This window comes from Asanoa iriomotensis, from assembly GCF_016862515.1.
GTDB classification, from domain to species: domain Bacteria; phylum Actinomycetota; class Actinomycetes; order Mycobacteriales; family Micromonosporaceae; genus Asanoa; species Asanoa iriomotensis.
In genome coordinates this window covers 243,471-267,237 of the sequence record NZ_BONC01000002.1, presented here as the reverse complement: position 1 = coordinate 267,237, position 23,767 = coordinate 243,471, and the positions used below count along the sequence as shown (strand labels likewise).

The 23,767-nt window shown below is 72.0% G+C and carries 27 protein-coding genes and 1 tRNA gene; 15 read left to right on the top strand and 13 right to left on the bottom strand.

Annotated features, from left to right (window positions below):
• The first annotated feature begins 38 nt into the window (after nucleotides 1-38).
• A complete protein-coding gene (locus Air01nite_RS03015) occupies nucleotides 39-1,301 on the top strand; it encodes an acetyl-CoA C-acetyltransferase (RefSeq protein WP_203700205.1) in 1,263 nt (420 codons plus the stop codon).
• A gap of 303 nt (nucleotides 1,302-1,604) precedes the next feature.
• Here the strand turns inward: Air01nite_RS03015 and Air01nite_RS03010 are convergent, their stop codons facing one another.
• The gene (locus Air01nite_RS03010) at nucleotides 1,605-2,408 is read right to left on the bottom strand and encodes an ABC transporter substrate-binding protein (protein WP_275408175.1); all 804 of its coding nucleotides are present in this window, start codon (nucleotides 2,406-2,408) and stop codon (nucleotides 1,605-1,607) included.
• 70 nt (nucleotides 2,409-2,478) lie between these two features.
• A complete protein-coding gene (locus tag Air01nite_RS03005; protein WP_239090444.1) occupies nucleotides 2,479-4,317 on the bottom strand; it encodes a glycosyltransferase family protein in 1,839 nt (612 codons plus the stop codon).
• A gap of 99 nt (nucleotides 4,318-4,416) precedes the next feature.
• Here Air01nite_RS03005 and Air01nite_RS03000 point away from each other — a divergent pair.
• Nucleotides 4,417-4,497 (top strand) — tRNA-Leu (locus tag Air01nite_RS03000).
• 15 nt (nucleotides 4,498-4,512) lie between these two features.
• Here Air01nite_RS03000 and Air01nite_RS02995 read toward each other — a convergent pair.
• The 3 genes from Air01nite_RS02995 to Air01nite_RS02985 form a co-directional block, all read right to left on the bottom strand.
• The gene (locus Air01nite_RS02995) at nucleotides 4,513-5,652 is read right to left on the bottom strand and encodes an acyl-CoA dehydrogenase family protein (RefSeq protein ID WP_203700204.1); all 1,140 of its coding nucleotides are present in this window, start codon (nucleotides 5,650-5,652) and stop codon (nucleotides 4,513-4,515) included.
• Nucleotides 5,645-6,469 (bottom strand): GNAT family N-acetyltransferase, encoded by an 825-nt coding sequence (locus Air01nite_RS02990; RefSeq protein ID WP_344386544.1) that lies wholly within the window; start codon nucleotides 6,467-6,469, stop codon nucleotides 5,645-5,647. Before Air01nite_RS02990 ends, Air01nite_RS02995 begins: the two co-directional genes overlap by 8 nt.
• Nucleotides 6,470-6,530: 61 nt before the next feature.
• Entirely contained in the window at nucleotides 6,531-7,475 is a 945-nt protein-coding gene (locus tag Air01nite_RS02985; RefSeq protein WP_203700202.1) for an RNA polymerase sigma factor, read from the bottom strand.
• Between the two features lie 107 nt (nucleotides 7,476-7,582).
• On the opposite strand from Air01nite_RS02985, the gene Air01nite_RS02980 reads away from it, so the two are divergent.
• The 3 genes from Air01nite_RS02980 (at nucleotide 7,583) to Air01nite_RS02970 (ending at nucleotide 9,572) form a co-directional block, all read left to right on the top strand.
• Complete coding sequence (locus tag Air01nite_RS02980) at nucleotides 7,583-8,389, top strand: Bax inhibitor-1/YccA family protein (protein WP_203700247.1); 807 nt, start codon at nucleotides 7,583-7,585, stop codon at nucleotides 8,387-8,389.
• Between the two features lie 87 nt (nucleotides 8,390-8,476).
• Nucleotides 8,477-9,238, top strand: a complete 762-nt coding sequence (locus Air01nite_RS02975; RefSeq protein WP_203700201.1) for a Bax inhibitor-1/YccA family protein — start codon at nucleotides 8,477-8,479, stop codon at nucleotides 9,236-9,238.
• A gap of 10 nt (nucleotides 9,239-9,248) precedes the next feature.
• On the top strand, nucleotides 9,249-9,572 hold the full coding sequence (locus Air01nite_RS02970) for a hypothetical protein (RefSeq protein WP_203700200.1): 324 nt from the start codon (nucleotides 9,249-9,251) through the stop codon (nucleotides 9,570-9,572).
• On the opposite strand, the gene Air01nite_RS02965 is transcribed toward Air01nite_RS02970, so the two are convergent.
• Nucleotides 9,569-10,390, bottom strand: coding sequence for an alpha/beta fold hydrolase (locus tag Air01nite_RS02965; RefSeq protein WP_203700199.1), 822 nt, complete (start codon nucleotides 10,388-10,390; stop codon nucleotides 9,569-9,571). The genes Air01nite_RS02970 and Air01nite_RS02965 overlap by 4 nt on opposite strands.
• A 103-nt stretch (nucleotides 10,391-10,493) precedes the next feature.
• Between Air01nite_RS02965 and Air01nite_RS02960 the strand changes: the two genes are divergently transcribed.
• From Air01nite_RS02960 to Air01nite_RS02915, 10 genes are all read left to right on the top strand, one after another.
• The gene (locus Air01nite_RS02960) at nucleotides 10,494-10,826 is read left to right on the top strand and encodes a PadR family transcriptional regulator (protein ID WP_203700198.1); all 333 of its coding nucleotides are present in this window, start codon (nucleotides 10,494-10,496) and stop codon (nucleotides 10,824-10,826) included.
• Entirely contained in the window at nucleotides 10,823-11,812 is a 990-nt protein-coding gene (locus Air01nite_RS02955; RefSeq protein ID WP_203700197.1) for an HAAS signaling domain-containing protein, read from the top strand. Before Air01nite_RS02960 ends, Air01nite_RS02955 begins: the two co-directional genes overlap by 4 nt.
• 173 nt (nucleotides 11,813-11,985) lie before the next feature.
• Nucleotides 11,986-12,678, top strand: a complete 693-nt coding sequence (locus Air01nite_RS02950; protein ID WP_203700196.1) for a dienelactone hydrolase family protein — start codon at nucleotides 11,986-11,988, stop codon at nucleotides 12,676-12,678.
• Nucleotides 12,679-12,690: 12 nt separating this feature from the next.
• Nucleotides 12,691-13,431 (top strand): uracil-DNA glycosylase, encoded by a 741-nt coding sequence (locus Air01nite_RS02945; RefSeq protein WP_373310298.1) that lies wholly within the window; start codon nucleotides 12,691-12,693, stop codon nucleotides 13,429-13,431.
• Between the two features lie 2 nt (nucleotides 13,432-13,433).
• Nucleotides 13,434-14,147 carry a DUF4129 domain-containing protein gene (locus tag Air01nite_RS02940; protein ID WP_203700194.1) on the top strand — a complete coding sequence of 238 codons (714 nt, stop codon included), beginning with the start codon at nucleotides 13,434-13,436 and terminating at the stop codon, nucleotides 14,145-14,147.
• Nucleotides 14,144-14,779 (top strand): hypothetical protein, encoded by a 636-nt coding sequence (locus tag Air01nite_RS02935; RefSeq protein ID WP_203700193.1) that lies wholly within the window; start codon nucleotides 14,144-14,146, stop codon nucleotides 14,777-14,779. The genes Air01nite_RS02940 and Air01nite_RS02935 overlap by 4 nt, the downstream gene beginning before the upstream one ends.
• A complete protein-coding gene (locus Air01nite_RS02930) occupies nucleotides 14,776-15,831 on the top strand; it encodes an AAA family ATPase (protein WP_239090443.1) in 1,056 nt (351 codons plus the stop codon). Before Air01nite_RS02935 ends, Air01nite_RS02930 begins: the two co-directional genes overlap by 4 nt.
• 70 nt (nucleotides 15,832-15,901) lie before the next feature.
• Complete coding sequence (locus Air01nite_RS02925; RefSeq protein WP_203700192.1) at nucleotides 15,902-17,266, top strand: DUF58 domain-containing protein; 1,365 nt, start codon at nucleotides 15,902-15,904, stop codon at nucleotides 17,264-17,266.
• Nucleotides 17,263-17,829: a hypothetical protein gene (locus Air01nite_RS02920; RefSeq protein WP_203700191.1), complete on the top strand. Its 567-nt coding sequence runs from the start codon at nucleotides 17,263-17,265 to the stop codon at nucleotides 17,827-17,829. The genes Air01nite_RS02925 and Air01nite_RS02920 overlap by 4 nt, the downstream gene beginning before the upstream one ends.
• An 87-nt stretch (nucleotides 17,830-17,916) precedes the next feature.
• Nucleotides 17,917-19,296 (top strand): NAD(P)/FAD-dependent oxidoreductase, encoded by a 1,380-nt coding sequence (locus Air01nite_RS02915; RefSeq protein ID WP_203700190.1) that lies wholly within the window; start codon nucleotides 17,917-17,919, stop codon nucleotides 19,294-19,296.
• A 41-nt stretch (nucleotides 19,297-19,337) separates the two neighbouring features.
• Here the strand turns inward: Air01nite_RS02915 and Air01nite_RS02910 are convergent, their stop codons facing one another.
• The 7 genes from Air01nite_RS02910 to eno form a co-directional block, all read right to left on the bottom strand.
• Nucleotides 19,338-19,529: a hypothetical protein gene (locus tag Air01nite_RS02910; protein ID WP_239090442.1), complete on the bottom strand. Its 192-nt coding sequence runs from the start codon at nucleotides 19,527-19,529 to the stop codon at nucleotides 19,338-19,340.
• 18 nt (nucleotides 19,530-19,547) lie between these two features.
• On the bottom strand, nucleotides 19,548-19,751 hold the full coding sequence (locus Air01nite_RS02905) for a ribbon-helix-helix domain-containing protein (RefSeq protein WP_203700189.1): 204 nt from the start codon (nucleotides 19,749-19,751) through the stop codon (nucleotides 19,548-19,550).
• 30 nt (nucleotides 19,752-19,781) lie between these two features.
• Nucleotides 19,782-20,699, bottom strand: a complete 918-nt coding sequence (locus tag Air01nite_RS02900; protein WP_203700188.1) for a Ppx/GppA phosphatase family protein — start codon at nucleotides 20,697-20,699, stop codon at nucleotides 19,782-19,784.
• A 10-nt stretch (nucleotides 20,700-20,709) separates the two neighbouring features.
• The gene (locus Air01nite_RS02895) at nucleotides 20,710-21,213 is read right to left on the bottom strand and encodes an amino-acid N-acetyltransferase (RefSeq protein ID WP_203700187.1); all 504 of its coding nucleotides are present in this window, start codon (nucleotides 21,211-21,213) and stop codon (nucleotides 20,710-20,712) included.
• Nucleotides 21,213-21,728, bottom strand: coding sequence for a DUF501 domain-containing protein (locus Air01nite_RS02890; RefSeq protein WP_203700186.1), 516 nt, complete (start codon nucleotides 21,726-21,728; stop codon nucleotides 21,213-21,215). The genes Air01nite_RS02895 and Air01nite_RS02890 overlap by 1 nt, the downstream gene beginning before the upstream one ends.
• Complete coding sequence (locus tag Air01nite_RS02885; protein ID WP_203700185.1) at nucleotides 21,725-22,342, bottom strand: FtsB family cell division protein; 618 nt, start codon at nucleotides 22,340-22,342, stop codon at nucleotides 21,725-21,727. The genes Air01nite_RS02890 and Air01nite_RS02885 overlap by 4 nt, the downstream gene beginning before the upstream one ends.
• Before the next feature lie 70 nt (nucleotides 22,343-22,412).
• Entirely contained in the window at nucleotides 22,413-23,699 is a 1,287-nt protein-coding gene (eno, locus tag Air01nite_RS02880; RefSeq protein ID WP_203700184.1) for a phosphopyruvate hydratase, read from the bottom strand.
• Nucleotides 23,700-23,767 lie beyond the last annotated feature (68 nt).

Here is a 23,767-nt window from a genome sequence, read left to right as displayed (position 1 = left end):
CATCCTCCCGGCTGGTTTCCGGCGGGTTAACGTTTGTTATGGCCATCCAGTCGGACCGCGACGCCGTCATCGTCGCCACCGCTCGTTCGCCCATCGGCCGGGCCGTCAAGGGTTCGCTGCGCGAGTTGCGCGCCGACGACCTGACGACCACGATCGTGCGGGCGGCGCTCGACAAGGTCCCCCAGCTGGACCCGACCACGATCGACGACCTCTACCTCGGCTGCGGCCTGCCCGGCGGCGAGCAGGGCTTCAACATGGCCCGCGTGGTCGCCACGATGCTCGACCTCGACGGCCTGCCGGGCGCCACGATCACCCGCTACTGCTCGTCGTCGCTGCAGACCACCCGGATGGCCTTCCACGCGATCCGCGCGGGCGAGGGCGACGTGTTCATCTCCGCCGGTGTCGAGTGCGTGTCCCGGTTCGCCCGCGGCTCGTCCGACTCGCTGCCGCCCGAGGTGCAGGAGCAGGTCGGCGGCCCCTGGGACAACCCGCGCTTCGCGCCGGCCCGGTCCCGGTCGAAGGCCCGCGCGGCCGGCGGCGCCGAGGTCTGGCACGACCCGCGCGCCGACGGCCTGCTGCCGGACGTCTACCTCGCGATGGGCCAGACCGCCGAAAACCTCGCACAGGTCAAGGGCATCAGCCGCGAAGAGATGGACGAGTTCGGCGTGCGCAGCCAGAACCTCGCCGAGAAGGCCATCGCCGACGGCTTCTGGGCCCGCGAGATCACGCCGGTGACGACACCGAGCGGCACGGTGGTCGCGCAGGACGACGGCCCGCGCGCCGGGGTGACGATCGAGGGCGTGGCCGGCCTGAAGCCGGTCTTCCGCCCCGACGGCCGGATCACCGCCGGCAACTGCTGCCCCCTCAACGACGGCGCCGCGGCGGTCATCGTGATGAGCGCGGGCCGGGCCCGCGACCTGGGCATCACCCCGCTGGCCCGGATCGTGTCGACCGGCGTGACCGCGCTGTCCCCGGAGATCATGGGCCTGGGCCCCGTCGGCGCGTCGCTGCAGGCGCTGAAGCGGGCCGGCATGACCATCGACGACGTCGACCTGGTCGAGATCAACGAGGCGTTCGCGGCCCAGGTGATCCCGTCCTACCAGGACCTCAGCATCCCGATCGACAAGCTCAACGTGATGGGCGGCGCGATCGCGGTCGGCCACCCGTTCGGCATGACGGGCGCCCGCATCACCGGCACGCTGATCAACTCGCTGGAGTGGAACGACAAGACCATCGGCCTCGAGACGATGTGCGTCGGCGGCGGCCAGGGGATGGCGATGATCCTCGAGCGGCTGTCCTAGAAGATCAAGATCTGGATGGCTCGGGCCCGCGCGGGCCCGGACCGTTGCTCCCGCCAGACAACGCTCCGCTGCCAGGCCCGCGGCGGCCCGCGCTCAGGTCGACACCACACCCACGACGGGCCGCCGGCGCAGCCGCGACCGACCGCGGCAGCGTTCGTGCTTGGGTTCGCGCGACGATTCTCGCCGCCGGGCTGCCGATCTTGATCATCCCTTGCTGCCGGAGCAGCAATGTTTTAGCAAGTTGGCGATCGGATCCGAAGGCTTGATTTCCCGATCGGCGTCCCACGCGGGCGCTCGGGCCGCTCAGGCGACGCGGGCGATGCGGCCCTTCTGCGGGTGGCGGACCGCATCGGGATGGAGGATCGCCGCCAGTGCCTCGACGCCGTCGATCACGCGCGGGCCCGGGCGGACGATCAGCGCGTCTGCGTCGATAGCCCAGACCGGGGTGTTCGGGAAGCGCGGTAGGACCGTGCGCGCCTGGTCGATCGCCCCTGACAAGTCATAGCCGCACGGTGACACCACGACCACGTCCGGCGCCGCCGACTCGAAGGTCGCCCACGTCGTCGGCCGTGAGCGGGCGCCCGGGTGGGCCGTGACCGCGACCCCGCCGGCCGCCGTGACCAGGTCCGGGATCCAGTGGCCCGCGCCGAAGGGTGGGTCGGTCCACTCGATCACCGCGACCCGCGGACGCGGCCGACCGGCGACCGCGGCCGAGACCGCGGCCAGCCGGGCGCGCAGCGCGACCACCAGCGCGGCGGCCGCCCCGGAAGCGCCGGCCCGGGAACCCACCTCGGTGATCGAGTCCAGCACCTGCGGCAGGGTGTGCGGGTCGAGGGTCAGCACGTCCGCACGACAGCCGAGATGGTCCAGCGCGTCCGACACCCGACCCGACGGCAGCGCGCACACCCGGCACAGGTCCTGAGTCAGGATCAGGTCGGGCGCCAGGTCCGCGAGGGCGTCGGCGTGCAGCGTGTAGAGGTCCGTGCCCGACGCGGCCGCCGACCGGACATACGCGTCGATCTCCGCCGGGCTCAGGCCGCGGGTGTCCCGGCCGCCGACGATGACCGCCGGGTTGGCACCCGCCGGCACCGTGCACTCGAAGGTCACCCCGACCAGGTCGAGGCCGAGCGCGTACCCGATGTCCGTAGCGGCCGGGAGCAGCGAGACGACGCGCAGGTCAGCCGACTTTCCACGTGGTCGCGTCGGCGATCCGCCTGCCCGGGCCGAGCAGTTGCTCCAGCGTCGTCCGCAGCGTCGCCTCGTTGACCGTGCCGTCGGCCAGCACCACGCACTCCGCGTGCCAGAACGCGAAGTCCTGCCGGGCCTGCGCCCGCTGGAAGTCGCCGATGCCCGGCACCACACCCTCCGTCGCCGCTTGCTTGATCAGCTGCGAGGTGGGCTGCGAGTAGGTGCCCATGGACGCCGTGCCCTCGGCGCCGTAAGGCGCGATGAAGAAGCCCTCGGGGATCGCGAAGCCCGCGTCCGCCGCGGCCGACCAGCGCATCGGCCAGGGTTCCTTGGGTGTCGCCGGCGGCACCGGGACCAGCACGCCGCCCGGCGAGACGCACTCGCGCCAGTGGCCGCCGCTGATGAACTCCGGGACCGGAGCGCGGTCGACGACCGGCAGCGGCTTCGGGAACAGCGGCAGCAGGGCGATCGCGACCAGCGCCGGCACCAGCAGCCGGCCCGGCTGCCAGTCGAGCTTGAGCGCGGCGTCGACGGCGACCACCAGGACCGTGGCGATCAGCGGCATCAGCGCGAGCGCGAACCGCATCGGCAGGGCGCCGTCGACCACCGGCAGGCCGAGCAGCAGGCGGTAGGGGCCCCAGACCTCGGTGCGCGTGCCGTTGACGACCAGATCGGGCCCGAGCGACAGCGCCGCCATCACGACCGCCGCGATCGTGCAGGCGAGCACCAGCGGCTTGCGGATCAGCCAGACCGCGCAGCCGATCGCCACCAGGATCAGCGGCCAGCCGAGGAACGTGTTGTATTCGGCCGGGCCGGTGCTCAGCCGGGCGTTCTCCTCACGGCCGAACAGCGACAGCGGCGAGACCGTCTTGAAGCTGGCCAGGTCGGCCGAGAAGAAGTGCGGGCTGAACACGCCGTTGGGCACGCTCTGCGGCCCCTTGAACTGGAACCACAACGGATAGGCCAGCACGAGCACCGAGAGCACGACCGCGATGCCCAGGCCGGCCGCGGCACCACCCACGACACGGCGGGTGAGGTCGGGACGGGCGGCCGCGTACACCAACGTCATGATCACCAAGGTGAGCGCGGTGAGGAACAGGACCTCCTCGCCGATGAACACCTGGACCGCGACCGTGAGCGCCAGGACCACGCTGAACACCACGATGCGGCGCCAGCCGCGCCGGCCGTCGCGACCCTCGTTGACCGGGTCGGTCGGGTCCGCGGCCCGGACGATCGACACCACGGCCCAGACCAGCACCGGCACCAGCCAGAGCGCGGTCATGTGCAGGTGGCTGTTGTTCTGGGAGACCATGCCGGGCGCGAAACCGCAGAAGCCACCGCCGATCGCCGCCGCGAGCCGGTGCGTGCGCAGCACCCGGCGGAACAACAGGTAGAACGCGACCGCGGTGAGCCCGAGGGTCAGCGTCGCCAGCACCGCGAACGTGACGGGTGCCCCGAACAGCAGCGTCACCGGCGAGAACAGCGCGCCCAACGCGATGACCGTGGTGTTGGCCATCAGGTTGACGCCGTCCGGCGCGTTGAGCCGGTCGGTGAGCAGCGAGAAGTCGCCGTGCAGCACCCGCGAGTCGACCGCCAGGATCCACTCGTAGAGCGTCTGGTCCTCGGGGTTGAGGCCGAGGACCTTGCTGTTGGGCGAGGGCCAGAGCCCATGCATGACGAAGGCTGCCAGCAGCAGGAAGCCGAGGCAGATGGCCAGGTCGGGCAGGTGGGGCCGGAGCCGGTCGACCGACCGCCGGACGACCCGTCGCGGCGCCGGGGGCGGGTCGTCCGGGTCGGCCTGCTGCGCGGCGCGGGCAGTGCTGGTCACGCGCTAGACCCTAGTATGCGAAGTGGCGGGACAGGTGCCGCCTCCACCGTAGCCGGGGGCAACCGGTTACCGTGACAGGCAGTCACCGTCACAAGCGGCGCCCGGGTGGTGGAACGGCAGACACGGCTGCCTTAAAAGCGGCTGCCGAAAGGCGTGCGGGTTCGAGTCCCGCTCCGGGCACCCGCGCAGGCGGGATCAGACGATCAACGCGTTCGGTGGCAGCCCGAGCCGGGTGCGGCCGGCCAGTTCGTAGTGCGCCGCCGACATGTTCGCGTGCTGCGCGGCCGCCATCCCGTCCCGGAAGATCCGGCCGAGCCGGCTCGACGCGTAGAGCGGGTCCGAGCTGCCGGCCTCGTACATGGCCGTCAGCACCGACCGGGCGGTCTCGGCCGCGTAGCTGATCGCCCCGCGCAGCTCACCGCGCTGCGCGTCCGTGGCCGGCGCGCCGGCCTCGGCCGCCCGGTCGAGCCCTCGGGCGCACTCGAAGAGCAGTGCCCTGGCGGCCCCGACCTCCGCCGTGGCCCGGCCCAGCGCGGCCTGCAGGCGCGGCTGCTCGGCGAGCGGCACGCCGTCCATGCCGACCTTGCGCCCGGCCAGCGCCGTCACCTCGTCGACCGCCGCCCGCGCCACGCCGAGCACCACCGCCGCACAGCCCGGGAAGACCAGGTGCACCAGGGGTACGCGGTAGGCCGGGCGGTCGATCCTTGGCGGCACCGCGAACGGCACCACCAGGTCGGCGGGCACCGCCAGGTCCTCGGCCACCACCGTGTCGCTGTTGGTGCCCCGCATTCCGACGACGTCCCAGGTGTCCCGGACCGTCACCGCGGACCGCGGCACCCAGACGATCCGGACATCCGGGCCGGCGTCGGTCAGCTTCGGCCGGTCGCCGTCGAACACGATCGCGGCCAGCGCGACCCAGTCGGCCGACTCGACGCCGCTCACGATCCTCCAGGCCCCGGAGAGCCGGTAGTCGGCACCGTCGTGCACGAGCCGGCCCGGCTGGCCGGAGTTGGCGATGAGCGCGTCGGGTCCGATCCGGGCGAAGCCGGACTCGGGCAGGAAGGCCGCGCTGAAGCCCCAGTTGAGGTTCCAGATCACCCAGGCCACCGGGCCGTCGATCCGGCCGAGCCGCTCGTAGAGCTCCAGCACGGACGCCAGCGGCAGCTCGAAGCCGCCGCTCTCGCGCGGTGCGTTGAGCCGGAACGCCCCGGCGGCGCGTAGCTGGTCGAGCAGCTGCGCCGGGATCCGCCGGGTTTCGTCGGCCTCGTCGCGGTACTTCTCGATCGCCGGCCGGAGCGCCTCCGGCAGCGTCGCGGCGTCAGTGCGGTCAGACATGTTCGTTCTCCCCCGTTGATTCGTTGCGCCAGCGCCAGTTCTGCCTGGCGTAGCGGATCCGCAACCCGGCGCGGAGCAGGTTGTCCAGCGACGGGCTCGTCGTGCCGGGTGCGGGCTTGCCGGTCTCGGCGACCAGCCACCGGCAGCCGGCGGCCTGTGCGGCGTCGAGCCGGGCCGTGATCAGCGCCGTCTGGACGCCCTGGTTGCGGTGGGCGGGCAGCGTCGCCGCCCCGTTGAACAGGGCGAGCTCGCCGTGCACGAACAGGCCCGCCGCGCCGACCAGGTCGGCGCCGTCCCAGGCCCCGAACGTGCGGACGGCCGGGTTTCCGGCCGCGGCCGCCACCATCCGGGCCAGTCCGTCGGTCGGCATGCCGAAGCCGCGGAGCAGCACCGCGGCCCATTCCTCGGCGTCGTCCGGCCCGACCTCGGTCACCCAGAGCCGGGTGCCGCCCGAGGGCCGGACGCAGGCCAGCGGCGCGGCCAGCTTCAGCCACGGCGACATCGGCCGCAGGCCGTGCCTGGCGCTGATCTCGTCCCAGTCCGGCGGCAGCACCGACGGCGCGACCTGGATCACCGCGGTCGGCGTGCCCGCCGCCCGGTAGAAGTCCACGACCCGGTCGACCACCGCGCCGGTGATCGGCTCGGTGTAGCCGAAGCCCAGCGCCTTGCTCCAGTAGGCCACCGGATCGTGCCGCATCGACAGCGCGATGCCTCCGCCGATCCGTGCGGCCGTGCAGTCCAGGGTTGCTGGCGCCCGCGACTCGTACGCGAGCATCGATTCCGCCTCGACCCCCTCGATCGAGGCGATGAATTCCATCGTCACGCCAGCAAGATGCGGGCCGGCCGGTGAAAGTTCGGGTAGGTGCGGGTGGCGCCGATCACGCCGCCAGCGCGAGCGCCTGTTCCGGTCGAGGGGTGTGGAAGAGCTGGCACCGCTGCACGCGGCCGTCCGTGACCTGCTGCACCCAGACCGCACCAGGCGGGCAGTGCTCGGGGTCGTCGGGCGGGCTGATCAGGTCGAACTCCCAGATGTTGAGGTCGCGGCTGGCCACCACGTTGGTCACCGCGTGCCCGACACCGGCGGACAGGTCGCGGTCCATGCCGCGGATCAGGAAGTCGTGGCCGCTGACCTGGCCGCGGTTGGGCCAGAGCGACTCGACCGTCGGCGCGAAGAAGGCGGTCAGGGCCGATCGGAACTCGCCGCGGTGCGCCGCGGCGAACGTCTCCTCCGCTTCGCGCCGCCGGGTGTCGGTGAGCGCGGCCGCGTCGTCGTGCGCCGTGTCCGCGGTGGCCAGCAGGGACTCGCCGAGCTTGCGGCGCGCTTCGCTCAGCCGGCTGCGCACGGTGCCGACCGGCACGCCGCAGACAGCGGCGATGTCCTGGTAGGCGGTGACCCCGGTGAAGTGCCGGAGCATGATCACGAGTCGCTGTTGCGGCGTCAGCTCGGCCAGCGCGTGCCAGACCCAGTCGCGCGAGGCCTGGCGGTCGAGCAGCTCCGCCGGGTCCGGCTCGGTCGACGGCAGGGTCAGCGCGAGGCCGTCGTCGAGCGACGTCTCGGCCGGGCCGCGCAGCCGCATGCGGCAGGCGTTGCGGACCACCATCCGCAGCCACGGGCCGACGGCGGCCGGGTCGCGCAGGTCGCCGATGCGGCGCAGGGCGACGAGGGCGGCCTCCTGCACGGCGTCCTCGGCGTCGGGTCCGGGACCGAGGATGCTGAGCGCGACCGCGAGCTGGGCGGGCCGGTGCCGGGTGAGCAACGAGCCGAGGGAACTGACGTCGCCGGCCTGGGCGGCGCGCGCCAGATCGGCGTCGGTGTCTGCCATTTGCACCAAGCTACGCGCGGCCCGGAGCAGTCCGAACGTGATTCTCCACTTACTCGCGCCCAACCAGTACCCTTTGAGCACCTAATTCGTCCTCAGGAGGCGTGACTGTGAAGACGTCCAACCCGGTGCTGGCGGGGCTGGGCCGCGAGGCGGAGCGTTCCGCCACCGGCCAGTACGGCCAGCCGGGGTACGCACAGCCGTACCCCGCGGGCACGGGGGCCTACCCGGCCGCACCGCCCGCGGTACGACCGATGTCGATCGATGACGTCGTTGTCAAGACTGTTGCTCTCCTCGCGCTCGTCGGCGTCTCGGCCGCGGTCGCGTGGAACGTGGTTCCCGATTCGCTGCTCGGCCCGGTCTGGATCACCTCGGCCATCGTCGGGCTGGTCCTCGGCCTGGTCATCTCGTTCATGCGGATGGCCAACCCGGCGCTGATCATCGCGTACGCGGTGATCGAGGGTGTGTTCGTCGGTCTGGTCAGCAAGTTCTACGAGAACATCGCCGGCTACTCAGGCATCGTCCTGCAGGCCGTGGTCGCCACGTTCGGCGTCTTCTTCCTGATGGCGATGCTCTACAAGGCCAAGGTCATCCGCGCGACGCCGCGGTTCCAGAAGTTCATGATCGCGGCCCTGGCCGGGGTGTTCGCGGTCATCATGATCAACCTCGTGCTGTCGCTGTTCGGCTTCAACACCGGGCTGCGCGACAACGGCGCGCTCGGCATCGGCTTCAGCCTGGTCTGCATCGTGATCGCGTCGCTCAGCTTCGTGCTGAGCTTCCACGAGGTCGAGGAGGGCGTCCGGATGGGCCTGCCCGCGCGCTACGCGTGGGTCGCCGCGTTCGGCATCCTGGTCAGCCTGATCTGGCTCTACCTCGAGGTGCTGCGCCTGCTGAGCTTCCTGCAGGGCGACGACTGACCCTGGACAACGGAAAGCGCCCCCGACGTCGCGAGACGCGGGGGCGCTTCCATTTTCGGCGGCTATCGTCAAAGCCGGGGGTGCGCCATGGAGAGTTCGAACCCGGTCCTCAGCCACCTCGACGACACCGCTCGCACGCAGCGCCAGGTGCTCGGCCAGGCTCCCTTCGAGCGCGCGATGACCGTCGACGACGTGGTCGTGCGCACCGTCGCGCTGGTCGCGCTGACGACGGCGGTCGCCGCGGTGGCCTGGTTCACCATCCACGGCGGTGCGGCCCTGCGGTTCGGCCTCATCGGCGGCTCGATCGGCGGGCTCGTGCTCGTTCTGGTGATCAGCTTCCGGCGCATCACCAACCCCTTCGTGATCAGCCTGTACGCGATCCTCCAAGGCGTGCTGCTCGGGGTGGCCAGCCGGGGCTTCGAGGAGCTCTACCCCGGCATCGTGATCCAGGCGGTGATCGGGACGCTCGGGGTGTTCCTCGGCATGGGGCTGCTCTACCGGGCCCGGATCATCCGGGCCACGCCCCGGTTCACCCGCTTCGTGATCGGTGCGCTGATAGGCGTGGTCGTGCTCGGCTTCGCCAACCTGATCGTGTTCTGGATCAGCGGCCGGCAGGGCCTCGAGGTCTACACGCAGACGGGCCACGTCAGCTGGGTGCCGTACGTGTTCGCGATCATCTGCATCGGCGTCGGCGCGATGACCTTCATCCTCGACTTCGCCGCCGTCGAGCAGGGCGTCCGCTACGGCCTGCCACGCCGATACGCCTGGTACTGCGCGTTCGGCATGCTGGTCGGCCTGATCTTCCTCTACTGGCAGATCCTCCGCCTGCTCAGCTACATCCGCCGCTAGCCTCAACCCCGTGACGGATCAGGATGATCTCGGGCGGGTCGTCGACCTGCTGACCCGGCAGGTCTCCCACTGGCAGCCACCGCGCTGGTCGGCTCCGGCCGCGGTTGGCGACGAGACCCGCGGCGACGCGGTTTACCGGCTGGTCCAGCGGCTCGCCGACCTGGCCGCCGACGTGGAGGGCCGGGTCCGCCGCGAGGTGCCCCGCCTCGACAACGACGCCTCCCTGCCCGACCAACTCCGGGTCGTCGCCGCCGACCTGGTCGCCGCCGACCCGGCTCCCGAGGTGCTGGCGGCCGCCGCGGGCGACGTGGCCGCGGTCCGGGCCCTCCTCTAGACCTTGCGATAGCCGCCGTTCCACCAGGTGGTGACCAGGTCCGCGTACGTCGTGGGCGCCTCTTCCCAGGTGAAGTGCCCGGCGTCGACCAAGTCGAGCCTGCTGTGCGGCAGGCGGTCGTGCAGGAACTCCCCGTTGACCGGCGGCACCGCGCGGTCGTCCCGGCCCGCGATGATCTCGACCGGCGTCTCCAGCCCGCCGAGCAGGTCGCGGAGCACGGGCAGATCCTCCGGGTACGCCCGCGCGTAGCTCATCGACTCGACGAACTTGTCACCGGCGTACGACGAGAGGTAGTCCTCCCGGATCTCGCTGGGCAGGTCGTACCCCTCGATGGTGTCGAGGGCCTGGCCGACGATCTCGCGACCGTCCACCGCGCGGTACTCGTCGACGCTCGGTTTCAACACCCAGTCCCGCAGCGGTCCCTGCAGCGTGATCGGCACGCTGGTGGCGCCGCTGCCGACCACCAGGCTGCGCAGGCGCCCGGGATGGTTGGCCGCCGCGAACAGCGCGGTGCCGGTGCCGACGTCGGGGCCGACGACGTGCGGCTGGTCGAGCCCGAACTCGTCGGCGACGTGGACCACGAAGTCGCCCATCGCGTGCGGTGACATGATCGCGTCGCGGCGCTGCGACTTGCCGAAGCCGGGCAGGTCGATCGCGACCAGGTGGGTGTCCTCGGCGAGCTGCGACCACATCTGGTCGAACGCGTAGACGCTCTCCGGCCAGGGGCTCAGCAGCAGCGCGTCGGCGTCGCGCGGGGCCGTCTCCGCGTAGCGGACCTCGAGGCCGTCGATCGTGCGGTACCGCGGCTTGATCTCCATGGTTACCCCCTTTCGCCCGAACGTACCCCGATATGTCGGCTTCACCCATCGGCGCTATTGCGTTCTTGACACTATCTCGCATTGCGGAGTAGCTTCCTCCACCGTGGACACCACCCAACTGCTCAAGGGGGTGCTCGACCTCGCGGTGCTGGCCGTGCTCAAGGACGAGGACGGCTATGGCTACGACATCCTGCGCCGGCTCCGGACGGCCGGGCTGGACGAGGTCGGGGACGCCTCCGTCTACGGCACTCTGCGGCGGCTCTTCCAGGCCGGGCTCCTGAACACCTACGTCGTGCCGAGCGAGGAAGGGCCGCACCGCAAGTACTACGGCCTCAACGCCGCCGGCCGCGACCAACTCAACCGCGCGGGCAAGACCTGGCGCAACTTCGCGTCCACGATGGACGCCCTGCTCGACGAACGGGGGGTGGCGGCGTGAATGTCGCGACTGAGCAGGACGAGTATCTCGACGGGGTCCGGCGGGCGCTGGCCGATCTCGATCCGGCGACCCGGGACGAGCTGCTCGAGGACCTTCCCGAGCACCTGACGGAGGTCGCGGCCGAGGGCGAGGGCACGCTGGTCGAGCGGCTCGGGCCGCCCGAGGCGTACGCGGCCGAAATGCGCGCCGCCGCCGGGCTCGGCGTCGCGAGGACGACCGCGCGCGGGATCGACGACCGGGTGGCCGCCGGTGTGCGCCGGCTCCGCGGCGCCCTCGGCGTCGCCGACCGCAAGGCCGGCCCGGTCCTGGGCTACGGACGGGCCAGCGAGTTCCTGCGCATGTTGCTCCCGGCCTGGTGGGTGCTCCGCGGCTACCTGGTCGCGATGGCGATCACCGTGCTGACCACCGGCAGCGGGTTCGGCCTGCTGCCCCGGCTAGGCGGCAGCACGCTGGCCGCCGTGCTGGTCCTCGCGGTCTGCGTGCTGGCGTCGATCTGGCTCGGTCGGCGCGAGGCCGGGCTGCGTCCGGTGTGGCGGGCCGGCATCGCCCTCGGCGGCCTGTTCCTCTTCGTGTTCGGGCTGGTCGGGTTCGACAAGGCGGACGACCACGGCACCGTCTGGTTCGACCAGACCCAGACCGTCTCGGTCAACCAGTACGAGTACGTGCGGGACGTCTACGTCTACGACCAGTACGGCAACCCGCTGACCAACGTGCGCCTGTTCGACCAGGACGGCAACCCGATCCAGATCGGCGACCCGTACCGCTGCCTGAGCTTCGACGACTACAAGGCGAAGGTCGAGGCCATCGGCGAGACGTATCCGTACTGCCCGCAGCGGCCGCCGTACCTGGTCGCGCCGCAACCGGGCGTGGTCGCCCCGCCCGACCGCGGCGAGCCGATCGTCGTCTCTCCAACGCCGACGGAGCCGACCGACACACCAGCCTCCCCGGAGCCGACCGGCACACCGGAGCCGACTCCGACCAACTGATCAGCGTATCGACCGTCATCGAGAGCGACGTGGCGTGCACCGAGCGCGAAAAGCGAGGTGTATGCCACGTCGTTGTCGTCTTTCGTTCGCCTGTCCGGCATGGCAAGGTTTTGGCACCGCTACCCGCGGACCAAGAGGCAGCCGACGACGTCTGACCCCGACAGGAGAGGCCCATGGGCCCGAAGATCAGCTACCCGAGCAACGGAGATTCCACCGGGGCCTACCTCGCATTGCCGGGTGGTGCCGGAGCACCCGGTGTGATCGTGTTGCACGAGTGGTGGGGCCTCACGCCGCACATCACCGCCATCGCCGACCGTTTCGCCGACGCCGGGTTCGTCGCCCTGGCGCCCGACCTCTACCGGGGCGAGTCGACCGGCGACCGCGAGGCCGCCGCCCGGCTGGTGGCCGGCATGCCGATCGACCGGGCGGCCGCTGACATCGTGGGCGCGGCCGACTTCCTCGCCGCGCACCCCGACGTGGCCGGCGAGATCGGCGCCGTCGGCTTCAGCACCGGCGGCAGCCTCGCGCTCTGGGCGCCGACGCTGTCCGACCGCGTCACCGCCGGGGTGGGCTTCTACCCGTCGATCCCGTGGTCGCGGCTCTCGCCCGACTGGTCCGGCTACGCCGGCAAGCACGCGGTCATCCACTGCAGCGAGGAAGACGGCACCTCGGCCGCGACGGAGGTCGCGGCGGCCGCCGACGCGATCCGCGCGGCCGGGGGCACCGCCAAGCTCTACGACTACCCCGGCAGCCGGCACTCCTTCTTCAACGACGACCGGCCCGAGAGCTACGACCGGGTCGACGCGGTGACCTCGTGGGCCCGCACGATCGAGACGGTCCGCCGGCTGGCGCCCACGGTGGTGTAAGAACAAGCGGTGGTGGTGCACTCCCCCGCTGAAGTCGTCGCGCGCGCGTCCAGTTCAGCCGACTTGGGCGCGCTGGACGCGGGCGTCGTCGACTGCTTCGCTTGCCCGCGCCTGGTCGCGTGGCGCGAAGAGGTGGCCGCGACCAAGCGGGCGGCCTTCCGCGACCAGGTCTACTGGGGACGGCCGGTGCCCGGCTTCGGCGTCGCCGATCCCCGGATCGCCATCCTCGGCCTCGCGCCCGCTGCGCACGGCGGCAACCGCACCGGCCGGATCTTCACCGGCGACCGCTCCGGTGACGTGCTGTTCGCGGCGCTGCACCGGGCGGGCCTGGCCAACCAGCCGACCAGCGTCTCCGCCGACGACGGGCTCGCGCTGCACGATCTGCGCATCGTCGCGTCGGTCCGGTGCGCGCCGCCGGACAACAAGCCCACACCGATCGAGCGCGACACCTGCGCGCCCTGGCTCTGGCGCGAGCTGGAGCTGATAAAACCGACAGTGCGCGTCGTGGTCGCGCTGGGTGCGTTCGCTTGGGCCGCGTGGTGGCCCGCGATGAGCAGGGTGTACGGCGGCACGCCGCCCATGCCGCGCCCGGCGTTCGGCCATGGGGCACACTGGACGAGCCCGGACGGTGGAATTCCTCACCTGCTCGGGTGCTATCACGTCAGCCAGCAGAACACCTTCACCGGCCGGCTGACGCCCACGATGCTCGACGAGGTCTTCGCTCGGGCGAAGGAGCTGGCCAGGGGGGCTTGAGCGTGGATCTCGCATCCTTGCGCCGCTGGTGGCCGCTCGCGCTCGTGGTCGGTCTGCTCGGGCTCGCCGCGTTGTCCGCCGGCCATTCGTCGTTGCAGATCGGTGAGGTCGACGCGCGCCCCGCGCCGACCCCGGCGGTCGGCGCGCAGGAAGACTTCAGCACCCCGATCGCGCCGACGTTCCCGCCGACACCCGACGAGGTCGCCGCCGCCGAGCCCCGCGAGCTGCCCGGCTGGCTGGCGCCGGCCGCGGCCGTGCTCTGCGCCGCGGTCGTGCTCGTCGTGGTCGTGCTGGTGGTCTGGATCCTCGTCCGCGACGGCCTGCGCCGGCTGCGCCGCCGCCCGGTCCGCTACGCCGAGGAATCGGCCCCCGCGCCCAACGCCGACCAGGTGGTCGCCGCGGTCGACGCCGGCCTGACCGACCTGTCCGACACTGACGGCGACCCCCGCCGCGCCGTGATCGCCTGCTGGCTGCGGCTCGAACAGGCGGCCGCCGCGGCCGGCACGCCCCGCCAGGTCGGCGACAGCCCCACCGACCTGGTCTACCGCCTCCTGCACGCGCACCAGATCAGCGCCGACGTGCTGGCCGCGCTGGCCGACGTCTACCGCGAGGCCCGCTACGCCACCCACACGGTCGACGAGCGGATGCGCACCCAGGCCCGCTCCGCCCTGCAGCGCATCCGCACCGAGCTGACGACCGCCGAGGTGTCGGCATGACCCGAGCGACGAGCGCGGAATATGACGACGACCTCGACGACCGGGTCGACGACGAGACGCTGATCGACGACCTCTTCACGTTCGAGGAGGACGACGAGCCGGCCGAACGCGCCGACCGCGGCAGCACCGGCGCGCGCTGGTGGGTCAAGGCGGTGCTGTCCGGCGTCGCGCTCGCGGCGGTCGTGGTGTCCGGTGCGCGGATGTTCGGCTACTCGGTGCCGATCCCGGCCGTGGTCGGCGTGATCGCCGCGCTGATCGGCCTGCGCCGGGTGACCAGCCTCCTGCGCCCGGCCACCCTGACCCGCAACCGCCGGCGCGCGCCCGCACCCGTCGAGGACGGCTCCTACGACTTCACCGACCGCGACGCGCTGCGCACGGTGGTCGGCCGCTGGGAGCGGCTGCTGCAGCGGGCCGGCAACGACAACGGCTCAGCCCGCGCGGTGCAGCGCACGCTGGCCGAGATCGCCGACGAGCGGCTGCGGCAGCGGCACGGCGTGACCCGGGCCGGCGACCCCGACCGCGCCCGCGCCCTGCTCGGCGACCCGCTCTGGGCCTACCTGGCCACCCCGCCCACCCGCAACCTGGCGCCCCGCGACGCCGAGGCCTACATGCAGTCATTGGAGAGGCTATGAAGGACCTGGTCCCCGTCCCCGTCTACGAGGTCGGCCGGATGGCGCGGGCGGTGCTCGACTCGGTCGGCAGCGTGGTGGTCGGCAAGCGTGACTCGCTGGAGCTGGTGCTGGCGGGCATCCTGGCCGGCGGGCACGTGCTGCTAGAGGACCTGCCGGGTCTCGGCAAGACGCTCACCGCCCGGTCCTTCGCGCAGGCCCTCGGCCTCGACTTCCGCCGGCTGCAGTTCACCCCCGACCTGCTGCCCGCCGACGTCACCGGTTCGTTCCTCTACGACCAGCGGCGCGCCGACTTCAGCTTCCGGGCCGGCCCGGTGTTCACCAACCTGCTGCTCGCCGACGAGATCAACCGGACGCCGCCGAAGACCCAGGCCGCGCTGCTCGAGGCCATGCAGGAGAAGCAGGTCTCGGTCGAGGGCGTGACCTACCGGCTGGACCCGCCGTTCCACGTGCTCGCGACGGCCAACCCGATCGAGTACGAGGGCACCTACCCCCTGCCCGAGGCGCAGCTCGACCGGTTCCTGCTCCGGGTCTCGTTCGGCTACCCGGACCGCGACGAGGAGTGGGAGGTGCTGCAGCGGCGGATGTCCCGCCGGCAGGAGGAGGCCGAGCTGCAGCCGGTGGTCGACGCCGGCACGCTGCGCGGCATGCAGGCCGCGATCGAGGACGTCGCGGTCGAGGACTCGATCGGCCGCTACATCGTCGACCTGACCGCGGCGACCCGCGAGCACGCGTCGGTGCTGGTCGGCGCCTCCCCGCGTGGCTCGCTGGCGCTGCTGCTGCTGGCCCGGGCGAAGGCCGTGCTCGCCGGCCGCGACTACGTGGTGCCCGAGGACGTCAAGGACGTTGCTGTGCCGGCCCTGTCGCACCGGATCACGCTGCGGCCCGAGATGTGGCTGCGCCGGGTCGACCCGTCGTTCGTCGTCTCCGAGGTGCTGGCACAGACTCCCGCCCCGGCCAGCGGCGCGCTGCCCAGCTACAACGCCATGACCGACACGAACGGGGGCGTCCGCCTGGCCGAGGTGCCGGCGCCCTCCCGGCACGCTTCGCAATGAGCGAGCGTAGCGAGCGCAGCCAGCTCAGTCCCGTGCGGTCAGGCCGGGGCTCGCGCAGCGAGCCACGAGCATGACCCTCGTGGACGACCGGCCGCTTGGGGCTGAGCAGCCGGCGGTCGCGCCCGAGGAGCAGACCGAGCCGCAGTGGGTGCCGACCCGCGCGCTCGGGCGGGCGGTGCTGCTCACCGGGCTGCTGCTGATCGCCGGCGTGCTGCTCGGCCGGGTCGACCTCGTGGTGCTCGCGGCGCCGTTCGCGATCGGCACCGCGTTCGCGCTGCGCCGCCGCCCGGCTGCCGTGCCGAAGGTCCGGCTCGGCACCGACGACAACCACCACGTCGAGGGCGCCGCGCTCACCGCCGGCGTGCAGGTGGTCAACCGTGACACCGTCGGGTACGACCTCGTGGTCGTGCGTACCCTCGTCTCGCCCTGGCTCGCCGTGAAAGAGGCCGACCGGCCGCACGTGGTGACGATCGCCCGCGGCGGCTCGGAGGAGATCGAGCTCGACGGCGAGGCACGGCGCTGGGGCCGGCACCCGCTCGGCCCGGCGTCGGCCCGGGTGACCGCCTGCGACGGGCTGATCGCCGGGCGCCCGGTGGTGAGCAGCGCGCGCAACGTCCGCGTCTACCCGATGACCGACCCGTTCGACGCCGACGAGGCCATGCCCCGCGCGGCCGGCCTGGTCGGTGGGCACCGATCCCGCCGGCCGGGTGAGGGCGGCGAGCTGGCCGGCGTGCGGATCTTCGGCCCGGGCGACCGCCTGCGCCGGGTCGACTGGCGGGTCTCGCTGCGCACCGAGCGGCTGCACGTCGCCTCGACGCTCTCGGACCGGGACGCCGAGGTCGTGCTGCTGCTCGACGTGCTCAACGAGGCCGGCCGGTCGGGCGGGATCAAGGGCTCGGCTTCGGTGATCGACATGACGGTCCGCTCGGCCGCGGCGATCGCCGAGCACTACCTGCACCGCGGTGACCGGGTGTCGCTGCTGGAGTACGGCCCGGTCGCGCGCCGCCTGCGCCCGGCGACCGGCCGCCGGCAATACCTCACGGTGCTGGAGTGGCTGCTGGACGTGAAGGTCTACCCGGCGGAGTTCCAGCCCTACGACACGGTCTTCGGTTCCCAGGTGCTGTCGCACAACGCGCTGGTCGTGGTGCTCACCCCGCTGATCGACAACCGCTCGGCGGAGATGCTGGCCCGGCTCGCCCGGTCCGGGCGCTACGTCGTCGCCGTGGACACGCTGCCCGCCAATTCCGCGCCGCCCACCCGCGGCCCGTGGACCGAGATCGCGCACCGCACCTGGCGGCTCGAACGCGACAACATGATCGGCCAGCTCCGCGAGCACGGCGTGCCCGTGGTCGCCTGGGCCGGCGCCGGCAGCCTCGACATGGTGCTGCGCGACGTGGCCCGGCTGGCCTCGGCGCCGAAGGCGGTGGGCCGATGATCGGCGCGATGATGAGCTCGCTGCGCCGGCTGCAGACCAAGATCGCCCGGGCGACCCTGATCCCGCTGCTGGTCCGCGTGGGGATCTTCGCCGCCTTCCTGGCCGCGATGGGCTTCGCGTTCCCGCCGGCGCTGTTCTTCGGGCGCGCCGTCGCCGTTCTTGTCGTGGTCGCGGCGATCCCGGCGCTCGTGCCGCGGGGAGCGGCCACCACGCTGCTCGTCGTCGCGATCGTGGTCGGCTGGGTGGTGGTCACCGCCGAGTCCGTCGAGGGCATCCAACTCTGGCGGCTGCTCGGCCTGTCCACCACGCTCTACCTGGCGCACACGCTCGCCGCGCTGGCGGCCGTGCTGCCCAGCGACGCGATGGTCGCCACCGAGGTGCTGGCCCGCTGGGTGGCCCGGGCGGCGGCCGTGGTGCTCGCCGCGGCGGTCTGCGGCGTGCTGCTGGTCTCGATCGCCGGCATCGGCGACGACGAGGCGCTCACCGTGGCCGCCCTGGGCGGATTGGTGGTGGCCGTCACGGTCGCCGGGGTGCTGGGCTGGCTGGTCAAGCGCAGGGCCTGATAGTCATGGAGGTCACATGGTTGTCCTCCATCACAAATCGCCCTTCTGAGTGCGCATTCCGGCACCGAGAAGGGGATCGTTGATGTCGTGAGACGTCAACGGATTCTCGTGGTCGGTGCCGGGCACGTCGGGCTCTACGCGGCTCTGCGCATGCAGAAGAAGCTGCGTTCCCGTGAGGCCGAGGTGATCGTCGTCGATCCGCAGCCGCACATGACCTACCAGCCGTTCCTGCCGGAAGCCTCGGCGGGCAACATCTCCCCGCGGCACTCCGTCGTGCCGCTGCGCCGGGAGCTGCGACACTGCACGATCGTCGCCGGTTCCGTCACGGACGTCTCCCACGAGCGCAAGGTCGCCACCGTGCAGCCCATCGTCGGGCCGCCGCGCGAGATCGAGTACGACCACATCATCGTGGCGCCCGGTTCGGTGTCCCGCACCCTCCCGATCCCGGGCCTGCGCGAGCACGGCATCGGCTTCAAGACCATCGGTGAGGCCATCTTCCTGCGCAACCACGTGCTCGACCAACTCGACGTCGCGGCCGCGACCACCGATCCGGAGGTACGCCGGCGGGCGCTGACCTTCGTCTTCGTCGGCGGCGGCTACGCCGGCATCGAGGCGCTGGCCGAGATGGAGGACATGGCGCACGACGCCGTGCGGCGCTACTACCCCGAGATCTCCACCGACGAGATGCACTGGGTGCTGGTCGAGGCCACCAACCGGATCCTGCCCGAGGTCGACCGCGACATGGGCGCGTACACCGTGCAGGTCCTGCTCAAGCGCAAGCTCGACATCCGCCTCGGCACGCGGCTGGAGTCGTGCGTCGACGGCGTGGTCAAGCTCTCCGACGGCGACAGCTTCCCGGCCAACACGATCGTCTGGACCGCCGGCGTCAAGCCGTCGCCGATGCTCGACTTCGTCGACCTGCCGAAGGACCAGCGCGGTCGCCTGACCACCAACGCGAGCCTCCAGGTCGTCGACGGCGACCGGGTGGTCGAGGGCGCGTGGAGCGCCGGCGACTGCGCCGCGGTGCCCGACCTGACCGGCCCGCCCGGAGCGATGTGCTCGCCGAGCGCACAGCACGCGGTGCGGCAGGCGAACCGCCTGGCCGACAACATCCGCGCGGTGATCCGGGGCCGTCAGCCGGTGGACTACAAGCACAAGCACGTCGGCAGCGTGGCCAGCCTGGGCCTGCACAAGGGCGTGGCGCAGGTCTACGGCATCAAGCTGACGGGCCCGCTCGCCTGGATGATGCACCGCGCGTACCACCTGAGCCGGATCCCGTCCTTCAACCGCAAGGTCCGGGTCATGATCGACTGGATCCTGGCCTTCTTCCTCCGCCGCGAGGTGGTCTCCCTGGGCCAGCTGCACGCGCCGAAGGACGAGTTCGTCGACGTGACACCACACATCGACCCGCCACCATCGGTGCCACTGCCGCCAGAACGAGAGCCGGCGATGTCCGGCCGCAGATAACGAAAGGGGCGCCCGCACCGGGGCGCCCCTTTTGCTTCCGCTCAGAGATAGAGCGCGCGGAACTCGCGCGCGATGTCCGGGACGTCGGTCATCGACCCGTCGGCGACCGCCATCACGAGCGCTTCGGCCTGGTCCACGTCGACGTCCTGGATCGGCACGTCGTTGATCGCGAGCAGAATCCCCGTGGCCACCCACGCGAGGCGCTTGTTGCCGTCGATGAGGGCATGGTTCATGCAAACCGTGGTAGTGGATCACTCCGCCAGCCGGTGCAACAGCTCGGGGTCGCGCTCGACCACCTCGCCCGCCAGGCCCCGGATCCGATCGCGACGGCTCCGCGCCGAGAGGTATTCCTCTACGGCCACGACGATGGTGGCGTTCAACGAGCGACGGTCTTCTTCGGCAAGCTGCTTGAGCCGCTCGTGCAATCCGTCGGGAAGATCGACCGTGGTGATCATACGGACCGTACGCAGGCAATTTCCGGGCCGTTAGACCAGGCTGTAGGCGATGCCGTCCAGGATGTCGTGTTCTGAGGCCACCACCGACGACATGCCGGCGCGTTCCATGATGACGCGGAGGACCAGGGCGCCCGCGCCGATCACGTCCGCGCGGCCCGGGTGCATGATCGGGTTTTCGAGGCGCTCCGCCGGGGTTTTCGAGAGCAGGTCCGCCGTCACCTTGGCCACGTCGTCGTAGGAGACGCGGGCGTGGTGGATGCGTTTCGGGTCGTACCCGGGGAGGTCCAGGGCGATGCCCACCACCGTCGTGACCGAACCCGCGAGCCCGACCAGCGTCGCCGCGTGCCGGCCCGGAACCACGGACAGCGCGTGGTCCACCGCCGCCGCGATGTCGGCTTCCGCCGCCGCCACCTCCGCGGCCGTCGGTGGGGTGCTGTGCAGGTGCCGTTCCGTCATCCGGACGCAGCCGATGTCCATCGAGATCGCCGCGTCCGGGCCCGCGGCCGACGAGCCCGTGACGAACTCCGTCGACCCGCCGCCGATGTCGACGATCAGGTACGGCGCCGGCGCGACCAGGCCGCGCACCGCACCCGTGTAGGACAGCCGCGCTTCCTCGTCGCCCGTCACCACCTCCGGCGCGACCCCGAGCGTGGTCAGCACCATCCCGGTGAACTCGCCCGCGTTGGCCGCGTCCCGGGACGCCGACGTCGCGCACATCCGCACCCGGGACGCACCGAGCGCCCGGATCTGGGCCGTGTAGTCCGCCAGCGCCACCCGGGTCCGCTCGATCGCCTCCGGGGCCAGCCGGCCGGTCTGGTCGACTCCCTGGCCGAGCCGGACGATCTCCATCCGGCGGGTCACGTCGACGAGGCGGCCGTCGGGGCCGATGTCCGCGACGAGCAGGCGGATGGAGTTGGTCCCACAGTCGATGGCAGCTACCCGGGTCACAAGGTCGACACTACGAGAGGTGCAGCAGCATCCGCGTGTTGCCCAGGGTGTTGGGTTTCACCCTTTCCAGGTCGAGGAACTCGGCAACACCTTCGTCGTACGAGCGCAGGAGCTGCTCGTACACCGCGGGCGGCACCGGGGCGCCGTCGATCTCGCGGAAACCGAACCGGCCGAAGAACTCCGTCTCGAACGTGAGCACGAACACCCGCCGGACGCCGACGTCGCGGGCCGCGGCCAGCAGCGCGGTCACCAGGTCGACGCCGATCTTGCGGCCCTGGTGTGCCGAGTCGACCGCGACCGTGCGGATTTCCGCCAGGTCTTCCCACATCACGTGCAGCGCGCCGCAGCCGACGACCGTCGAGCCGTCGACCGCGACCCAGAACTCGAGCACGTCCTCGTAGAGCGTCACCGTGGCCTTGCTGAGCAGCCGCCCGCCGGTGCTGAACGTGTCGATCAGCCGGCGGATGGCCCGCACGTCGCCGGTCCGGGCCCGGCGGACGACGATCTCGGCCATCAGCCGGCGACCTCGACGCACGGGCCGCCGTCCCACCACGACCCGATCTCTTCCAGCGCTTCGTCGCCGAACGGGTTGACGCCCGGGCCGACGGCGAGCGCGTGGGCGACCAGCACGTGGAGGCACTTGACCCGGCCCGGCATGCCGCCGGCCGAGATCCCCTCGATCTCCTCGACGTGCCCGACCGCCTCGCGCCGCGCCAGGTAGTCCTCGTGTGCGGCCCGGTAGCGCGCCGCCAGCTCCGGGTCGTCGGCGAGCCGGGCGGCCATCTCCTTCATCAGCCCGGCGGACTCGATGCGGCTGCACGCCGCCGTCGCCCGCGGGCAGGTCAGGTAGAACAGCGTCGGGAACGGGGTGCCGTCGGCGAGCCGCGGCGTCGTCTCCACGACGTCGGGCAGCCCGCACGGGCAGCGGTGCGCGACGTTCCGGATGGCCCGCGGCGGACGCCCGAGCTGGGCTGCCACGGCCGCCCGGTCGCGCGTGGAAGCCTCCTCGCGCACAGGTGGAGGAATCATCGGGCACTCTCCGCGTTGGCGGCCTCGACGCTCGACCAGAGCGTGTCGTACCAGGGATCGGGCTCCGGTGGCGTCGCGCCCGGCGGCGGCAGACCCGCGTCGCGGGCGGCGCCGTCCGGGTCGGAGAGCAGGATCAGCAGCTCTTCGCCGGGGAGGACCATGAAGAAGCGGCTCCTCGCCTGGGTCTTGATGTAGTTCGGGTCTTTCCAGAGCGCGGCCTGGTCCTGCAGCTCCTTGATCTTCTCGCGCTGCGCGGCCTGCGCCGATTGCATCTCCGCGATGTCGGACTGCTGGTTGAGATAGACCCGGATCGGATACGTGTACGCGAGCGCCAGCGCGATCAGCACCGCGACGAGCACGGTCGCCCGGCCGGTGAGCCGGCGCGGCTGTGGTGCCGCGGTGCGCCGGGCGCTGCTGGTGGCGGCCGCGGTGCCGGCCCGGCGGGCGGCCGGCCGCGTGGCCTTGCGCGGTGTGTTGGCCGCGCGCGCGGTGCCGACCGCGGTCGGCTCACGTGCGGTCGACCTCGCGGACCCACGCCCCGTGGAACCCCGGGCGGCGCTGCCGGTCGGGCGGCGGGAGGGCCCCTGACCGCTCGGCATGCGGCGCTGCGTCACAACCCGACACCCCCTCCCCCGAGGTCCCGGCGCGCCGGGGCCTCCGCGGAGGCCCCGGACGCACGCGGGGTCAGCTAGCCGAACGGTACCTCGGGAACGCGCCGGCACCGGCGTAGCGCGCCGCGTCCGCGAGTTCCTCTTCGATCCTGAGGAGCTGGTTGTACTTGGCGACCCGGTCGGACCGGGCCGGCGCGCCGGTCTTGATCTGGCCGGAGCCCACCGCGACCGCGAGGTCGGCGATCGTGGTGTCCTCGGTCTCGCCGGAGCGGTGGCTCATCATCGTCGAGAAGCCGGCCCGGTGCGCCAGGTCGACCGCGTCGAACGTCTCGGTCAGCGAGCCGATCTGGTTGACCTTGACCAGCACGGCGTTGGCGGCGCGCTCGGCGATGCCGCGGGCGATCCGCTGCGGGTTGGTGACGAACAGGTCGTCGCCGACGATCTGCACCCGGTCGCCGACCCGCGCGGTGAACCCGGACCAGCCGGCCCAGTCGTCCTCGGCCAGTGGGTCCTCGATGGACACGATCGGGTAGTCCGCGACGAGCTTCTCGTAGTAGGCGCTCATCTCGTCGGAGCTGCGCTTCTCGCCCTCGAACGTGTAGACGCCGTCGGCGAAGAACTCGGTCGCGGCCACGTCGAGCGCGAGCACGATGTCGGTGCCGAGCCGGTAGCCGGCCTTCTCGACCGCCTCCGCGATCAGGTCGAGCGCCGCGGCGTTGGTCGGCAGGCTCGGCGCGAAGCCACCCTCGTCGCCCAGGCCCGTGGACAGGCCCTTGGCCTTCAGCACGGTCTTGAGCGCGTGGTAGACCTCGGCGCCCGAACGGACGGCCTCACGGAAGGTCGGCGCGCCGATCGGCGCGATCATGAACTCCTGCACGTCGACGTTCGAGTCGGCGTGGGCGCCGCCGTTGAGGATGTTCATCATCGGCACCGGCAGCAGGTGCGCGTTGGGCCCGCCGAGGTAGCGGAACAGGCTCAGCCCCGCGGAACCGGCGGCCGCCTTGGCGACGGCCAGCGACACGCCGAGGATGGCGTTGGCGCCGAGCTGCGACTTGTCGGGGGTGCCGTCGATGTCGAGCATCTTCTGGTCGATCAGCCGCTGCTCGCTGGCGTCGAACCCGATGAGCTGGTCGACGATCTGGTCCTCGATGTTGGAAACGGCCTTCTCGACGCCCTTGCCGTTGTAGCGCTGCTGGTCGCCGTCGCGCAGCTCCAGCGCCTCGAACGCGCCGGTCGACGCACCCGACGGCACCGCGGCCCGCGCGATCGTGCCGTCGTCGAGCCCGATCTCGACCTCGACGGTGGGGTTGCCGCGCGAGTCCAGGATCTCCCGGGCCTCGATTGCCTCAATGGTGCCCACTGTTTACGACTCCTGCCGTGTGTTGATGTCGTGGTCTCACGGCCGCGACGCTGCGTCCCGAAGAAGGG

What these genes read in the sequence shown, in the direction of transcription:
- Air01nite_RS02975 (WP_203700201.1), top strand. Translation starts at nt 8,477, where the DNA reads ATGGAGAGTTCGAACCCGGTCCTCAGCCACCTCGACGACACCGCTCGC.
- Air01nite_RS02905 (WP_203700189.1), bottom strand. Translation starts at nt 19,751, where the DNA reads ATGATCACCACGGTCGATCTTCCCGACGGATTGCACGAGCGGCTCAAG.
- Air01nite_RS02965 (WP_203700199.1), bottom strand. Translation starts at nt 10,390, where the DNA reads ATGGAGATCAAGCCGCGGTACCGCACGATCGACGGCCTCGAGGTCCGC.
- Air01nite_RS02920 (WP_203700191.1), top strand. Translation starts at nt 17,263, where the DNA reads ATGATCGGCGCGATGATGAGCTCGCTGCGCCGGCTGCAGACCAAGATC.
- Air01nite_RS02935 (WP_203700193.1), top strand. Translation starts at nt 14,144, where the DNA reads ATGACCCGAGCGACGAGCGCGGAATATGACGACGACCTCGACGACCGG.
- Air01nite_RS02910 (WP_239090442.1), bottom strand. Translation starts at nt 19,529, where the DNA reads ATGAACCATGCCCTCATCGACGGCAACAAGCGCCTCGCGTGGGTGGCC.
- Air01nite_RS02990 (WP_344386544.1), bottom strand. Translation starts at nt 6,469, where the DNA reads ATGGAATTCATCGCCTCGATCGAGGGGGTCGAGGCGGAATCGATGCTC.
- Air01nite_RS02925 (WP_203700192.1), top strand. Translation starts at nt 15,902, where the DNA reads ATGACCCTCGTGGACGACCGGCCGCTTGGGGCTGAGCAGCCGGCGGTC.
- Air01nite_RS02930 (WP_239090443.1), top strand. Translation starts at nt 14,776, where the DNA reads ATGAAGGACCTGGTCCCCGTCCCCGTCTACGAGGTCGGCCGGATGGCG.
- Air01nite_RS03015 (WP_203700205.1), top strand. Translation starts at nt 39, where the DNA reads ATGGCCATCCAGTCGGACCGCGACGCCGTCATCGTCGCCACCGCTCGT.
- Air01nite_RS02895 (WP_203700187.1), bottom strand. Translation starts at nt 21,213, where the DNA reads ATGGCCGAGATCGTCGTCCGCCGGGCCCGGACCGGCGACGTGCGGGCC.
- Air01nite_RS02890 (WP_203700186.1), bottom strand. Translation starts at nt 21,728, where the DNA reads ATGATTCCTCCACCTGTGCGCGAGGAGGCTTCCACGCGCGACCGGGCG.
- Air01nite_RS02985 (WP_203700202.1), bottom strand. Translation starts at nt 7,475, where the DNA reads ATGGCAGACACCGACGCCGATCTGGCGCGCGCCGCCCAGGCCGGCGAC.
- Air01nite_RS02995 (WP_203700204.1), bottom strand. Translation starts at nt 5,652, where the DNA reads ATGTCTGACCGCACTGACGCCGCGACGCTGCCGGAGGCGCTCCGGCCG.
- Air01nite_RS02950 (WP_203700196.1), top strand. Translation starts at nt 11,986, where the DNA reads ATGGGCCCGAAGATCAGCTACCCGAGCAACGGAGATTCCACCGGGGCC.